15 protein-coding genes are annotated in these 14542 nt (G+C 30.1%); 6 read left to right on the top strand and 9 right to left on the bottom strand.

Annotated features, from left to right (window positions below; translation table 11 throughout):
- The first annotated feature begins 51 nt into the window (after positions 1-51).
- The 4 genes from CD56_RS02810 (at position 52) to CD56_RS02825 (ending at position 4174) form a co-directional block, all read left to right on the top strand.
- Complete coding sequence (locus CD56_RS02810; RefSeq protein ID WP_047208108.1) at positions 52-702, top strand: thiol:disulfide interchange protein DsbA/DsbL; 651 nt, start codon at positions 52-54, stop codon at positions 700-702.
- Between the two features lie 176 nt (positions 703-878).
- A complete protein-coding gene (locus CD56_RS02815) occupies positions 879-1541 on the top strand; it encodes a thiol:disulfide interchange protein DsbA/DsbL (protein WP_080956329.1) in 663 nt (220 codons plus the stop codon).
- A gap of 15 nt (positions 1542-1556) precedes the next feature.
- Complete coding sequence (gene dsbI / locus CD56_RS02820) at positions 1557-2294, top strand: protein-disulfide oxidoreductase DsbI (protein ID WP_047208109.1); 738 nt, start codon at positions 1557-1559, stop codon at positions 2292-2294.
- A 23-nt stretch (positions 2295-2317) separates the two neighbouring features.
- A complete protein-coding gene (locus tag CD56_RS02825; protein WP_039617910.1) occupies positions 2318-4174 on the top strand; it encodes an aryl-sulfate sulfotransferase in 1857 nt (618 codons plus the stop codon).
- Between the two features lie 34 nt (positions 4175-4208).
- On the opposite strand, the gene CD56_RS02830 is transcribed toward CD56_RS02825, so the two are convergent.
- Both CD56_RS02830 and CD56_RS02835 read right to left on the bottom strand, forming a co-directional pair.
- Entirely contained in the window at positions 4209-5603 is a 1395-nt protein-coding gene (locus tag CD56_RS02830) for an anaerobic C4-dicarboxylate transporter (protein WP_047208110.1), read from the bottom strand.
- Between the two features lie 138 nt (positions 5604-5741).
- A complete protein-coding gene (locus CD56_RS02835) occupies positions 5742-7010 on the bottom strand; it encodes a M20/M25/M40 family metallo-hydrolase (RefSeq protein WP_047208111.1) in 1269 nt (422 codons plus the stop codon).
- Between the two features lie 54 nt (positions 7011-7064).
- On the opposite strand from CD56_RS02835, the gene CD56_RS02840 reads away from it, so the two are divergent.
- Both CD56_RS02840 and CD56_RS02845 read left to right on the top strand, forming a co-directional pair.
- A complete protein-coding gene (locus CD56_RS02840) occupies positions 7065-7589 on the top strand; it encodes a thermonuclease family protein (protein WP_047208112.1) in 525 nt (174 codons plus the stop codon).
- 8 nt (positions 7590-7597) lie between these two features.
- Entirely contained in the window at positions 7598-7783 is a 186-nt protein-coding gene (locus CD56_RS02845; RefSeq protein ID WP_039617919.1) for a hypothetical protein, read from the top strand.
- Here CD56_RS02845 and CD56_RS02850 read toward each other — a convergent pair.
- Genes CD56_RS02850 through CD56_RS02880 form a run of 7 tightly spaced genes read right to left on the bottom strand, consistent with a single transcriptional unit; the run spans position 7763 to position 14502 of the window.
- Positions 7763-8326: a hypothetical protein gene (locus tag CD56_RS02850; protein ID WP_039617921.1), complete on the bottom strand. Its 564-nt coding sequence runs from the start codon at positions 8324-8326 to the stop codon at positions 7763-7765. The genes CD56_RS02845 and CD56_RS02850 overlap by 21 nt on opposite strands.
- 2 nt (positions 8327-8328) lie before the next feature.
- Entirely contained in the window at positions 8329-9204 is an 876-nt protein-coding gene (gene cmoB, locus CD56_RS02855) for a tRNA 5-methoxyuridine(34)/uridine 5-oxyacetic acid(34) synthase CmoB (protein ID WP_047208113.1), read from the bottom strand.
- 38 nt (positions 9205-9242) lie between these two features.
- Positions 9243-9992: a flagellin gene (locus CD56_RS02860; RefSeq protein ID WP_039617926.1), complete on the bottom strand. Its 750-nt coding sequence runs from the start codon at positions 9990-9992 to the stop codon at positions 9243-9245.
- 33 nt (positions 9993-10025) lie between these two features.
- Positions 10026-10493 (bottom strand): DUF4149 domain-containing protein, encoded by a 468-nt coding sequence (locus CD56_RS02865; RefSeq protein WP_039628182.1) that lies wholly within the window; start codon positions 10491-10493, stop codon positions 10026-10028.
- A gap of 29 nt (positions 10494-10522) precedes the next feature.
- Entirely contained in the window at positions 10523-11323 is an 801-nt protein-coding gene (locus CD56_RS02870; protein ID WP_047208766.1) for a HemK/PrmC family methyltransferase, read from the bottom strand.
- Positions 11323-12510: a M48 family metallopeptidase gene (locus CD56_RS02875; RefSeq protein WP_047208114.1), complete on the bottom strand. Its 1188-nt coding sequence runs from the start codon at positions 12508-12510 to the stop codon at positions 11323-11325. Before CD56_RS02875 ends, CD56_RS02870 begins: the two co-directional genes overlap by 1 nt.
- Before the next feature lie 54 nt (positions 12511-12564).
- Positions 12565-14502, bottom strand: a complete 1938-nt coding sequence (locus CD56_RS02880) for an ABC-F family ATP-binding cassette domain-containing protein (protein WP_047208115.1) — start codon at positions 14500-14502, stop codon at positions 12565-12567.
- Between the last annotated feature and the right edge of the window lie 40 nt (positions 14503-14542).

The following is a 14542-nucleotide window of genomic DNA, read 5'->3' on the forward strand; positions in this document are numbered from 1 at the left end:
TTATATCTTATGTTAAAATTGTATTTTATATCATCAAAAAAAAGGAAAATCATGCAAGTATTGCAAAAAATGTTTAAATTGTTAGCTATTATAGCTTTTGTTTTTAGTGTAAATGCTAATGCGTTAAGTGAGGGTAAAGAGTATATCACCTTAAAAACACCTATCCCAAATGCACAAAATTCACTGATAGAAATTTTTTCTTATCGTTGTATTCATTGTTATAATCATCATCAATTTCACACTCTAGCAAAGGTTAAAGAGGCTTTGCCAAATTTAAAATATGATCTTTTTTCGGTAAGCTCTATGAGTGAGTATGGTGGGGTTTTAAATGAAATGTTTGCGTTAGCTTCGTTTAAAGAAAAAGCTTTAGGTTTGGATGTTACTAGCGAAAAAAGTCTTACTTATAAGCTTGCTGATGTGTATTTTATAAGTCATTTTGAGCAAAAGTTAAATTTAAATGATCTTGATTTATTTTATAAAATAGGCTTAAATGCTATCGGTGCTAGTAAAGAAGAATTGCAAAAATTTTTACAAACAAAAGAAGCCAAAGAGCTTTTAACTGCTTATGATGTAGCTAATGAAATTTCAAGAAATTATGGCACACCTGCTTTTGTAGTAAACGGTAAATATCAAATCAATCCTGAGTATATCACTTCCTTAGAAGAATTAATCCGTATAGTTAAAGAACTTTCTACTAAATAAACACACAAAACATTATATCTTTAGTTTCAAGATATAATGTTTTATTTAAATAATAATAAATTATTATTTAATTTTTATTTTATATTTTTATTATCATTTAAGTTGGATTAGTATAAGCTAATATTGTTTATAAGATTTTTTTAATAATTAATTATAAACATATAAAGGAGGCTTAAATGCAAAATAGATTCAACATGTTCTTAGGTTCGGCTTTGTTGGCTGTTTTTGTTTTTAGTGTAAATGCTAATGCGTTAAGTGAGGGTAAAGAGTATATTACTTTAAAAACACCTATCCCAAATGCACAAAATTCTTTGATAGAAGTGTTTTCTTATCGTTGCACGCATTGTTATGATCATCATAAATTCAATACAATCTCAAAAGTTAAAGAAAAATTACCACAATTAACTTATAAATTTTATCCTGTTAGTTCTATGGGTGATTATGGAAAGCAAGCTAATGAAATTTTTGCTTTTGCTGCTTTTAAAGATGAGCAAAATAAAGTAAGTCAAAGTGATAAAAATAGTTTAACTCATAAAGCTTCTGAAGCGTATTTTAATGCTTATTTTAAGAAAAAACAAAGATGGGGAAATGGAGCTAACCCTGAAGCGTTTTATGAAGTAGGATTAAAAGCAATTTCAGCAAGCAAAGAAGATTTAGATAATTTTTTAAAAACTCCTGAGGCTAGTGAAATTTTAAAATCTTACGAAAGTGCTAATGATATTTCTAAAAACTATGGTACACCTGCTTTTATAGTAAATGGTAAATATCAAATTACACCGCAAGCTATCACATCTCCACAAGTTTTGATAGAAATAACAGAAGAGTTAAGTAAGATGTAGTTTTTGGAGTATTTTATGAGTTCTTGTCCTGCTAGTAGAGTTAGTGCTTGGCAAAACACTAGAATGCCTTGGTTAATAATGGTTATAGCTATGATAAGTTTAACTTTCATAGCACACTTTTTGTTTCAAGAATATCTTTATATGGAGCCTTGTGAGCAGTGTGTTTATATAAGATTTGCTATGTTAACTATGGCTTTTGGTGGTATTTTAGCTTTGATAGATCCTAAAAATGATTATTTGAAAATTTTTGCATATACTTTTGTATTTTGGGGTATATGGCTTGGTATAGAGTATTGTATTACTCTTAATCATATTCATGAAGTAGTGCATTCAGAAAATCCTTTTGCTGGGGTTGATGGATGTAGAGAAATTCCTATATATCCTTTTAATTTACCATTGCATGAATGGGCGCCAGGATGGTTTTTACCAACAGGTGAGTGTGGCATGGATACACCTATAGTACCTGAAGATGTTTATGGTAGTTTAAATGCTTTTCAGAAATTTTTTGTTGGAACTCCTCCAAATTTTGAGGATGGGTTATATAGCAATGGTTGGTATTTGATTCCTAGTATGGAATTTATGAATATGGCGGTTTGTTGCTTATTGGCTTTTGTTGTTTGTTTGGTGATTTTAGGAGGTATGTTTATTTCTTATGCATTTTCACATCCTAAGGCTAAAATTTATGCTTTGATTGTTTTGGTGTTTGTGATTATTCTTAAAATTTTAGGTGAGCCAAGTGTGCAAATGGCTTAGTAGTATTAAAAAAAGGAGAAAGAATGAAAATTAGTAAAATTGTAAGTAGTATTTTGCTTGCTAGTAGTGTTGTTGTAGTTGCACCTAATGTTTCTTTAGCTATGGGTGGACCTAGTGGTGCTAGTATTAATTGGGAGATTCAAGGTAAAATTGGTGCTATAAAAATAAATCCTTATGGTTTATCCCCGCTTAGTGCTGTAATTATGGATGGTGGATATAAACTAAGTGATGTAAGTGTAACTATAGTTCCAAAACCAAATGGACAGACTATATCTTATAAGGTTAGCCCTAATAAAATTAAAACATATGGAGGAATTCCTGTTTTTGGACTTTATCCATCATATTTAAATACAGTAAAAGTAAGTTATACCAAAACTGCTTTTGGAAAAAGTGAAAAAGTAGTAGATGAGGTATATAAAATAGCAACTGGTGGGGTAAATATAGAAGCTAGTGGAAGTCTTATGCAAAGAGGTGTACCTTTTGAAAAAGTAGAAGTGATTAAAGTAGATAAAGGTTTTGAAGATAGATTGTATTTGGTTAATAATGCTCCAGGAAGACAAAGTGGAAAAGGTTCTCAATCTGTATGGAATAACCCAGCAGGTGGCGCAATGGAGTGGGATGAGAATTCAAATGCATTTATCATTGACACTAAAGGTGAAATTCGTTGGTATTTAGATAGTGACAAATTAATGGATTGGGGTAATATTTATAAGCGTGGTATTATGATGGGTTTTCATCAAAATGAAGATGGGGCTTTGAGTTTTGGATTTGGTCAAAGATATGTTAAGTATGATTTAATGGGTAGAGAAATTTTTAATCGTATTTTACCTTCTTCTTATATAGACTTTTCTCATTCTATGGATGATATGCAAAATGGAAATTACCTTTTAAGGGTAGCTTCTGCCAATGTTAAGCGTCCTGATGGTAAAAATGTGCGTTCAGTGCGTGATGTGATAGTAGAAGTTGATAAAAATGGCAATGTGGTAGATGAGTGGAGGCTTTTTGAAATTTTAGATCCATATAGAGCAAATATTATAAAAGCTTTAGATCAAGGCGCTGTTTGTTTGAATATTGATTCTAGTAAAGCAGGTGTTACTTTAAGTGATGAGGATTTAGCTAAAATGGATGCAAGTGATTCTTTTGGCGATATAGCAGGCACTGGAGTAGGGCGTAACTGGGCTCATGTAAATAGTGTAGATTATGATCCAAGTGATGATAGCATTATCATTTCAAGTCGTCATCAAAGCGCTATTATAAAAATAGGGCGTGATAAAAAAGTAAAATGGATACTGGGAGCACATAAAGGATGGGGAGAAAAATATAAAAAAGCACTTTTGCAACCTATTGATAAAAATGGTAAAAAAATAGTTTGTGAAGATGAGTATAGTAAATGCCCTGGTTATGAAAATGAAGATGGTGGTTTTGATTTTACATGGACACAGCATACTGCATTTAGAATAGATGAAAAATCTGATAAAAGATATATTTATATCACAGCTTTTGACAATGGTGATGCAAGGGGTATAGAACAACCTGCTTTTGCTTCGATGAAATACTCAAGAGCGGTTGTGTATAAAATAGATCAAAAAAATAAAACCGTAGAACAAATTTGGGAGTATGGTAAGCAAAGAGGTAATGAGTGGTTTTCGCCTGTTACTTCTTTAACTGAGTATCATAAAGATAAAAACTCTATAGTGGTTTATAGTGCTACTGCTGGAATGGCTTTTGATTTAAACAAAGGTGTTGCTTTGGGTGAACCAAGACCTGAAATAGATGAGTTTAAATGGGGAGCTAAAGAGCCTTCGGTACAAATTCGCTTTAGTGGAGCAAGTACTGGTTATCAAGCTATGCCTATTGATTTAGAAAAAGCATTTGAATGAGAAAAAAAGGGCTTTCTTTAAAGCCCTTTAATTTTTATAAATATCCTGCACCTAAAGCTAAGAAATAACCTACTATACAAGAAACAATTACACCAATTAAGCCTGGTAAGATAAAGCTATGATTGATAACAAATTTACCTATTTTTGTAGTGCCTGATCTATCAAATTGTATAGTTGCAAGATCGCTTGGATAAGTTGGTAAAATATAATATCCATAACAAGCTGCTGCAAAAGCGATAATAATGCCTGGTTCAACACCAATTCCTAGTGCAAGTGGGACAAATGCTGCGATTGCTGCTGCTTGAGAATTAACAAATTTAGAAATTAATAAAAGCATAACTGCATAAGTCCAAGGGTGTTCTATAACGATATTTCCTAAAGATTCTTTCATCATAGGAGTATGCACTGCAAACATGGTATCTGCCATCCAAGAAATTCCAAAAACAGCTACTAAAGCTATCATACCTGATTTAAAAATTTCATTTTTTGCAATTTTGCTTGCATCAAGTTTAGTAAAGATGATGAGTGCTGCACCTGCTAAAAGCATAAACATTTGAATTACTGCAACCATATTCATAGGTTTAGTAACACCTTTTGAAGTAAATTGCGGTCTAAGTTCTGGGAAGGCTCCAAGTATAGCTACTATTGCAATAGCGCCTAAGAAAATCCACATAGCTACCCATTGAATAGTTGGAAGTTTTTGACCAAGAAGAGTTTTGCTATCACCATAGATGTATTCTCTTTGTTCTGGATCTTTGATTCTAGCTTGAAAGTCTGCATCTTTATCAAGATCTTTTCCTCTAAACCAAGAAAAAATTCCTATAGCTAAAACACCTACCAAAGTAGAAGGTATAGTAATAGCAAGTAAATCCACATAACCATCAAAACCTGCTAAAGGATGTTTGTTGATTTCTGGATTTAAAAGTAGTGCTGTTAAGCTTACAACAGCAACTGAAACAGGGCTTGCGATGATACCAAGCTGAGAAGAAATACTAGAAGCAGCCATTGGTCTTTCTGGGCGTATGCCGTTTTTAATAGCAATGTCGTAAATAATAGGCATCATGGTATAAACAACATGTCCGGTTCCGCAAAGCATGGTTAAAATACAAGTTACAAAAGGTGCTAAGATGGTTAAAAATTTAGGATTTTTTCTTAAAACTCTTTCTGCTACTTGTAACATTACATCTAAACCACCGCTAGCTTGCAAGGTTGCACTAGCAACAACAACAGCTAAGATGGTAAGCATAACATCAATTGAAGGTTTTCCAGGTGCTACAGCAAAACCAAAACTTAAAACCAATAAACCTATACCGCCTAGTAAACCAAGAGCGATACCGCCTTTTTTTGCCCCATAAAAAAGACAAATAAGAACTACAGCTAGTTGGATACTAAATTGAGTGCCTTCGCTAAGGCTAGTTAGTATTTCCATACTCTCTCCTTGTTTGTAAAATATGCGAGAGTATAATGCAAGTTTTATTAATAGTAAATAAAATTTTTTATTATTTAAATAAATATTTACCAATATTTTGAATTTATTTGTCAAAATATTGGTTTTTTTATCTATATATTACTGGTGATTTTTTAAAATTGTAAAAAGAATTTTACTGATTTTTTCGATAGAAGCTATTTCGCATTTTTCATCTGTTGAATGTGGACTATATATATTTGGCCCTATAGAACAACATTCTAGAGGTTGTTTTTCGCTGATAATACCACATTCTAAACCAGCATGTATAGTGTAAAGCTTGGCGTTTGGATTTTCTTTTTTAAAATAACTTAGAATTTCTTCTCCAAATTTAGTATCTTTATTAGCCCAAGGTGGATAAAAATTTGCACTTGAAACTTCACAGCTTTGCATTTTAAAATAGGTTAAGGTTTCAAATTCTATATTTTTAAGCTCTTGTAAATCATTTGATCTTGCAAAAAGTTCAAAATGAAATTTACCTTCTTTTTCATAAGCTAATGAAAGATTGATACTTGTTTGGACTAAATTTAGATGATGATTAAAAGTTCTAACACCTTGTGCAAAAGCATTGATAAGATTTAAAATGATTTGAGAATTTTTATAATATGTTCTTTTGATTTTACCTAGATATTTTACTTTAAAATGATTATTTTCTTTTGGAGGATTTTTAAAAAATGCTACGATTTTAGCATGTTTTGGTATTGAATTTATTCTCTCGCCTGCTTTAAACTCGCAAAGTTCGCCTTGATTTTGAGTGATAAAGTGACTTGCTTCTTTAATAGAAGATTTGATGTTTTTAACAATATCAATCCCTGAATGCCCACCTTTAAAATCTATTGCCTCTATTTCATAGCATTCATCTTCTTTTTCATCTATTTCTAATTTCAAATTAGCAAAAATATCTACTCCGCCAGCACAACCTATAACAACTTCATCATCACTTTCATGGTCTAAATTTAACAGCTTGTTTGAAATCAAAGTATGTGTAAGATTATTTGCTCCACAAAGGCCAACTTCCTCATCATTAGTAAAAAGACATTCGATATTTTCAAAGTCTTTTAAAGCTTGCATCATTAATGATACTCCTATGCCATTATCTGCACCTAAACTTGAGTTTTTAGCTTTTAAATATCCATTTTCTTCGTACATTTGTATATTTGGAGCCTCCCCCATGCAAACCATATCATAATGGCTTTGTAAACAAATTTTTGGATTTCCTTTGTATGCGTGGATATTACCTGCATTATCAACGCTTACTTGACAGTTGTGACTTTTAGCAAAATCAATGAGAAAATTTTTTAATTCTTCGGTTTTAAAACTACAATGAGGTATTTGAGTAATTTGTTTAAAATTTTGTATAATTTCTTGCATAAATTTCTCCTTTTTATTGTAATTATGGCATATTTTTATATAGATGAGGTTTAAATGAAAATTTCTAAAAAGCAAATTAAATTATTAATAACCTTATTAAAAGAGCCAAAGAAAATTTTAATTGTACTTTTTTTATTTGCTTTTGCTTATATTTTAAATTATGATAGTGGTTCATATATTAATGCTAAGGTAAATCGTGTGGTAGATGGAGATACTATTGAGGCTAAATTTGAAAATGAAAAACTTAAAATCAGACTTTTTGGTATCGATGCGCCTGAGAGTGATCAAGCCTATGGAAAAATGGCTACGCAATTTTTAAAAGCTATTGTATTAAATAAAGAAGTTGTTTTAAATGTAAAAGATGAGGATAAATATGGTAGAATTTTGGCCATTGTGTACCTAAATGATAAAGATATCAATCAAGTTATGGTTAAAAATGGTTTTGCTTGGGCTTATGAATATTATAGTGATTTATATGTAAATGAGCAAAACTATGCTAAAGAAAATAAAAAAGGTTTATGGGTAGATGAAAATCCTATAGAGCCTTATAAATGGCGTAAACAAATAAGATTAAAATAGGAAAAGAGATGTTTAAAAAAATATTTTTCATTGGATTTGTAGTATTGTTTTTTGGTGGCTGTTTTGTCAATGAAAGAGGAATTTCAAACCGCTTTTATGATGATTGTAAAGAATATTATGATGCAAGTGGGACTTACCATAAAGAATGCCCAAAGAATTGGGTGGATTTACCTTTAACCCCCGATTCCTTTTAAGGCCGCATTGAGTTCTTCTTGTGTTGTTTCTTGTTTAGCAGGTTCTTGTTGGTTTTGGTTGTTGTTTGTGGTGTTTTGACTCTGTTTAAGCTTAAATATATGATCTTCGGTTGTGACAACTTGAAAAGAAGCATCAAAAATTTTAATCTCATTCACAAAACCAACTACCTTAACTTCTCTTTTTCTTGAGTCATCACTAAATAAAGCACTTGCTTCAAGGTTTAGAATATCACCAACTTTTAAAGGAGCATAAAAAAAGCTTCTTGAGCCTATTAAGACGCTAAATTCTTTATTGATTGCAGCTTGAGCTATATAATTTGCTGCATTAAATACAAAACCACTATGCACTAATCCTAGCTCATCTACTGCCATATCATGGGTTGTGATTAAGATACCTTTAGCAAAATTTTTTTCTATATGAGAAATGCTTCCTGCTAAAGTATTGTTTATCCCTGGACAAGTGATGAGTTCTGATTTAATGCGATTTAATTCTTCAGGATCTATCAATTCTTCTATGCTAACAGCACTTGCTGCTCTTGCCATTTTTACACCTTTAATTTAACATAAACTCTTTTTGGTGCTTCATAACCTTCGCAAGTTAAATTTGAGTCATTTTCATCTAAAAATTGATCTAAAGAAAAAGAATCAATCCATTGTGTTTTTCTTTGTTCTTCAAAATCAGTTTGTTTAGTTGCTATAACTTCAAATTCACTAAATCCAGCTCTATAACACCAATTTCTTAAACCCAATATCGACGGAATGAAAAAAATATTTGGTATTTTTGAATAAGTTTTTTGAGGAATGAGTGCAATTTCTCTTTCATCTTCTATATACATAGTATCTAAAAAGACTATACCATCTTTATTTAAAGATTGCTTGAGTTGTTTTAGCATGGCTATAGGATCGCTACGATGATAAATTACGCCAAGACAAAAAATCACATCAAATTTTATGCCATAATTTGGTACATCAGCCACACCTAAAAGCTCATATTGTATAGGAGTTTTTGCAATAGAGTTTAAAAGTAAAAATTGTAAATAATACTTAATAGAAGGATCAAAACCTATGAGTTTTGAAGGATTAAATTCAAGCATTTTAAACATATAATAACCATTATTGCAGCCAATATCTGCAACTATTTTGCCTTTGATCTCTTGCATATATGGCTTTAATATATTAAATTTTATAAAACTTTGCCATTCTGTGTCTATGAATAAATCATTGATTTTAAAAGGTCCTTTGCGCCAAGGTTTTAATTCTAAGGCAATACTATTAATTTCATCATCTAAGCTTTTATCATAAAAAATATCAAAGCTATCATTTATAAGATAACTTGATTTTTGAATTTTGATACTAAGTTTTTGGATTTTTTCATATAAAGGATGTTTTAAAACTTGCTTTAACAAAGCATTATCTTGCATATTTTTCCTTGAAAAACTCCCTTATTTGGGAGTTTTTGTTATTGAAGCAAACTTGCTAGTTTAGTTTGCAACATTACATTTGAGTGAGCATTTGCAAATAAAAATGCATTTTCTTTTAAGTAGTTTGCATTAAAATCATTGATATTTTGTGCTAAGTCATTATTTTGCAATTTGCTTTCAGCTTCTTTAGTATTAATGCTAGTTTGCAAAGATGAGTTGATGTTAGAATGGATAGCATTAATCCCAGCACCAATATCTGCGCGTAAAGAACCTACTTGATCTTGAAAATCGCGAATTCCATCTTGGTTTTCAAGGCTTAAGTTTGCTGTGCTTGGTTGATTTAAATTAATACTTTCAACCCCAGCTCCAACAACAAAATCCATACTTTGGAAGACATTTTTTCCATTAAAAGTTGCATTTGAAAATGCATCATTGATTGAACTTATAAGTTTATTTGCTTCGGCATTTAGCATACTTTTTTGTCTATCATTTAATGCGGCACTATTTGAGCGTACAGAAAGTTCATTAAGTCTATCTGCAGTGGCTGAGATATTGTTTAGTGCTGAGTCTGCAATTTGTAAAACACCTACTGAATCATAAGCATTTAAAATGCCTTGATCTATAGTGCTATACTGACTTCTTAAAGAATCAGCTATGGCTAAATTTGCCCCATCGCTTCCATCTATAGCACGCATTGTGGCTATATTTTCTAAAGCTTTTTCTTGGCTTTTTTGAGCTTGATTTAAGTAATGGTTTTGTTGAGTTGTTCCTATATCGCCTATTTTCATCTTTGACTCCTTTTAAAGACTTGTTTTATTATATCACTTTTTTGTCTTAAAATTTAAAAAAAACAAAATTACTTGTGATAACATGATAATTTTCATCACAACTTCACTTGCACCATGAATTTTTATAAATTCTTGAGTCTTAGTTGCTTCTTCTCCTAAGCTTTGTGCTTCTAAAACATAAGCAGTGAAGTAAAATACAAAAAGCAAACTTAGTGCCAAAATGATTAAAGAAAGCATAAATTTTGAAAAATTTATTTTAAAAGTTAAATTTTTATCCTTAAATGAGAAAATTTCCATTAAAATAGATAAAACACTTACACCTAGCAAAACATAACCAAATTGCACAAAAATGTGTGTCATTAAAAGCCCACTTTGAAAATGAGTTAAAACCCCTTCGCCTATGAATTTAGCAGGATAAAATATAGTCGGAGCTAAAAACACACCTATGCTAATTTCAATCCCAATTAAACTTGCTAGCAAAAATAAATATATTGATTTCATATTTTCTCCTATAAAAAGATAATTATAGTCTAATTTTTTAAATTCCACGCAACAAAGGTTCTATCAAATCCATTATAATCTTGATAAAAAGTAGCCTTGAAGCCATTTTCCTCTAAAATTTTATTTAAAATTGCTTTTTGATCATAACCAAACTCACACGCTAAGACTTTTGTGTTATGATTTTTGGCAAAAAGGATAATTTCATGTAAAATTTCCCAACCTTTATCCCCGCCAAATAAAGCATTATGCGGTTCATTTTGCACCCATTTATCCAAAGGATAATTATTTTTTATATAAGGAGGATTAGAAAAAATAAAGTCAAAACTTCCTTGCGTAGTTTTAAAATCACAAAGTTGAAAATCAATCAAATTTGAAACATTATGAAAATCTGCATTTTTTTTAGCAAGATCTAGTGCCTTTGGATTAATATCACAAGCTTGTATGAAAATTTGCTTTAACTTTGCTAGAGAGATACTTAAAATTCCACTCCCAAAGCCAATTTCAAGTATATTTTCAAAAGAGTTATGATCTAAAATTTCTAAGCATCTTTCAAGTAATATTTCACTATCAAAACGCGGTATTAAAACCCCTTTTTCAATAAAAAAATCTAAACCATAAAATTGCGTTTTTTGAAATAAATATTCAAAAGGCTCGCCATTTAAAAACCTATCTACATATTCTAAAAAAACTTTTTCATCGATTTGAAATTCAGGATTTAAAAAAATCCAAGCCTTATCTTTTTGTAAAAGCTCACAAAGAATAAAAAGTATATATTCTTTGTGAGTAGGATCTTTTGCGTAAGCTTGCTTTAAGGCCTGTTTGATTGAAATCATTGCAAAGCTTTGATTCTATCATAAATGCAAGGATGGCTTAGATGAAAGAAGGTATAAATTTTACTTGTTTTAACAAAGGCTTTATTTTCTTTTGCTAAGGCTATGAGGGCATTTTTCATATCTTCTTTAGAACTTAGTTTTGCTCCATGTAAGTCAGCATTAAATTCATTTTTTTGACTCATTTTATTAAGTAGCGGGGAGATAATAAAAGTAAAAATATTTCCAAAAATCAATAAAAGCGCAAAAACTCCAGCATTTACTCCATCCAAATGACTTTCAATATAAAAAAAGCTTGGTAAATGTGCAAAGATAAAAAATAAAGCAAAAAGCATCAAAGCACTAGAAAATAACATTTTTAGTAAATCTTTATGCACAAAATGTCCTAGCTCATGACCTAAAACAGCAATGAGTTCTTTTTCTTTTAAAGCATTTAAAAGTGTATCAAAAAGCACCACTCTTTTGCTTTTAAATAAACCGCCAAAATAAGCATTTAATCTTTTATCCCTTTTACTTGCATCAATAACATAAACACCATTTGCACTAAAGCCACATTTTTGCATTAAATTGGTGATTTTTTCTAATAAATTTTCATCTTCGAGTTTTTTCATTTTATTAAACATAGGTGCAATAAGTGTAGGGTAGATGAGATTTATAATAAGTATGATTATAAAGCTTAAAGCAAAAGCAACGATCCACCAGTATGTGTTAAAAAATTCAAAGCAAAATACTAAAGCATAGATAATTAAAAAGCCAAAAATAAGCATTAGGGCTAAAGATTTGATACTATCTTTAATAAAAAGTACTAAAGTCATATTTGAAAATCCGTGTTTTTTGTCTTTTACAAAGCTTTCATAATAACTAAGTGGTAAATTTAAAATACTAATAATAAATAAAAATGTAAGTAAAAATAAAGTATTTTCTAAAGTAGAATTTTCTTTTATAAAAATTTCTTTTAAATATAAAAAGCCAAAGCCAATCCAAGAAATATTAATCATCAGATTATAAAGATTAGAAAAGATTTTGTATTTTTCATTTTCTATAGCGATATTTGCAGCATTTTTATAATCATGCTCATTTAAAATAATTGCTTGTTTTTCTCTTTCTTTTTTTAAAAAAGAAATTTGCATATAAGATATAAAAACCAAAAAGGTCGTGTAAATACATAAAATAGTTATTAAAGTCATAATTTTTTCCTTAAATAAATTTGAGTAATTTTATCTTATTTAAAATATATAAAGTTAATCAGTGCTTTCACTTTTTTCCAAAACCTCAAAATAAGCTTCTTCTAAAATACTAAGTTCATTTTCTAAGGAATTTAGTTTTTCATAAAGGGTATTTATACCTAGCTCTTGATAGATTGCAGGATTGCTTAGAGCATTTTTGATTTCTTTGATTTCTTCTTCTAATTTATGAATTTTATCAGGATATGAGTTTAAAATTTCATTTTCTTTATAGCTTAGTTTTTTATTTGATTTTTCTTTTGTTTTTACACTTGTTGTGGTGTTTGTTTCTAAACTTTTAGAAAATTCTTCAAAGTCTTTGTATTCTTTTTCGTTTTCTAAATATTCGCTGTAAGAAAGAACTTCTATGTTAATATTTGCATTATCTTCAAAAGCATAAAGTTTAGTTGCTATTTTATCAACAAAATATCTATCGTGTGATACAAGCAAAATCGCACCTTCAAAAGAAAGTAAATATTCTTCTAAGATATTAATTGTAGCTATGTCTAAATCATTTGTTGGCTCATCTAAAACTAACACATCATATTCTTTAGTAAAAAGCAAGGCTAGAGCAACTCTGTTTTTCTCTCCTCCGCTTAAAACACTTACGCTTTGTTCTAAAAATTCTTTTGGAAATAAAAATTGTTTTAAATACCCATAAACATGCATATTTTTACCACGCACTTGAATGTGATCACCGCCATTTGGGCAAAAAATTTCTAAAAGTTTTTTATCGGTATTGAGTAAGCTTCTGCTTTGATCAAAATAGCCTATTTTAACTTCACCTCTTTTAATCTCCCCGCTATCAAGTGGAATTTGATCAAGTAAAATTTTTAAAAAAGTAGATTTGCCACAGCCGTTTTTACCTACTATAGCTATGCGTTCACCTTGTAAAATTCGTGCATTAAAGTCTTTAAAAAGTGTCTTGCCTGCTATGGATTTTGAGATATTTTTAAGTTCAAAAAGCATTTTTTTGCGGTTTTGACTTTGGATTTGATTGAAATTTTTACTTGCTCTTTTAATCTCAAGTTGTAAGCGTTTGATAGCTCCTGGGTTTTTCTTGGCTTCTTCGCGCATTTTAAAAATGCGTTCTTTACGCCCTTCGTTGCGCTTAAGTCTAGCTTTAACTCCTCTTCTTAGCCATTCTTCTTCGCTTTTTAATTGTTTAAGTAAGGTTTCATGGCTTTTAGCTAAGGAAGCTAAAATAGCTGCTTTTTTTTCTAGATATTGCGTATATCCACCCTCAAAAATGCTTAATTTTCCTGCTTCTATTTCTACGCATTTTTGCGCTATCGCATCGATAAAATATCTATCGTGAGAGATGAAAATAACACACATTTTAGAAGCTTTCAATCTTTCTTCTAAAAAGCTACTCATATATACATCTAGGTGGTTGGTTGGCTCATCAAGCAATAAAATATCAGGATTTTTCAGCAAAAGCGTGCAAAGTCCTACACGTCTTATTTCACCCCCGCTTAAAGAGCAAAGTGCTCTGTCTTTATACTCTAATAGTTTAAACTCTTCTAGTATTCTTTGTATTTTTTGGTCTAAATTCCATGCATCTTTTGAATCTATAAATAAACTTAATTCATCTACTTTTTTTAAATATTCTTTATTTTCAGGATCAAGAGCTAATTTTTCGTTATAGTTTTCAAATTCTTTTAAGGCCTTGTAAATTTCTTCAAGTTCTTTTTTGATAGCCTCGCTCACGCTTAAGGTGCTTTCAAAGCTTACTTGTTGGCTTAGCATACCTATGCTAGTGTTATTTTGTTTAATCACTCTACCGCTATCTAGTTTTAAAGTTCCCATAAGGGCTTTTAAAAAGCTTGATTTTCCTTCGCCATTTTTACCTATAATGGCGATTTTTTCTCCTAAATTTGCACTAAAATTTGCATTTTCTAAAACTATTTTTGTATTAAATTTCTTATTTGCATCGATTAAATCTATTAAAGCCAAATTTCTTTCCCAAATGTTTTTTGCGATTTTACTTTAAAAA

This window comes from Campylobacter lari (assembly GCF_001017575.1).
GTDB classification, from domain to species: Bacteria; Campylobacterota; Campylobacteria; order Campylobacterales; family Campylobacteraceae; genus Campylobacter_D; species Campylobacter_D lari_C.

What these genes read in the sequence shown, in the direction of transcription:
- CD56_RS02840 (WP_047208112.1), top strand. Translation starts at nt 7,065, where the DNA reads ATGAAAATTTCTAAAAAGCAAATTAAATTATTAATAACCTTATTAAAA.
- CD56_RS02825 (WP_039617910.1), top strand. Translation starts at nt 2,318, where the DNA reads ATGAAAATTAGTAAAATTGTAAGTAGTATTTTGCTTGCTAGTAGTGTT.
- dsbI (WP_047208109.1), top strand. Translation starts at nt 1,557, where the DNA reads ATGAGTTCTTGTCCTGCTAGTAGAGTTAGTGCTTGGCAAAACACTAGA.
- CD56_RS02815 (WP_080956329.1), top strand. Translation starts at nt 879, where the DNA reads ATGCAAAATAGATTCAACATGTTCTTAGGTTCGGCTTTGTTGGCTGTT.
- CD56_RS02850 (WP_039617921.1), bottom strand. Translation starts at nt 8,326, where the DNA reads ATGGCAAGAGCAGCAAGTGCTGTTAGCATAGAAGAATTGATAGATCCT.
- CD56_RS02810 (WP_047208108.1), top strand. Translation starts at nt 52, where the DNA reads ATGCAAGTATTGCAAAAAATGTTTAAATTGTTAGCTATTATAGCTTTT.
- CD56_RS02875 (WP_047208114.1), bottom strand. Translation starts at nt 12,510, where the DNA reads ATGACTTTAATAACTATTTTATGTATTTACACGACCTTTTTGGTTTTT.
- CD56_RS02860 (WP_039617926.1), bottom strand. Translation starts at nt 9,992, where the DNA reads ATGAAAATAGGCGATATAGGAACAACTCAACAAAACCATTACTTAAAT.
- CD56_RS02865 (WP_039628182.1), bottom strand. Translation starts at nt 10,493, where the DNA reads ATGAAATCAATATATTTATTTTTGCTAGCAAGTTTAATTGGGATTGAA.
- cmoB (WP_047208113.1), bottom strand. Translation starts at nt 9,204, where the DNA reads ATGCAAGATAATGCTTTGTTAAAGCAAGTTTTAAAACATCCTTTATAT.
- CD56_RS02845 (WP_039617919.1), top strand. Translation starts at nt 7,598, where the DNA reads ATGTTTAAAAAAATATTTTTCATTGGATTTGTAGTATTGTTTTTTGGT.
- CD56_RS02830 (WP_047208110.1), bottom strand. Translation starts at nt 5,603, where the DNA reads ATGGAAATACTAACTAGCCTTAGCGAAGGCACTCAATTTAGTATCCAA.
- CD56_RS02835 (WP_047208111.1), bottom strand. Translation starts at nt 7,010, where the DNA reads ATGCAAGAAATTATACAAAATTTTAAACAAATTACTCAAATACCTCAT.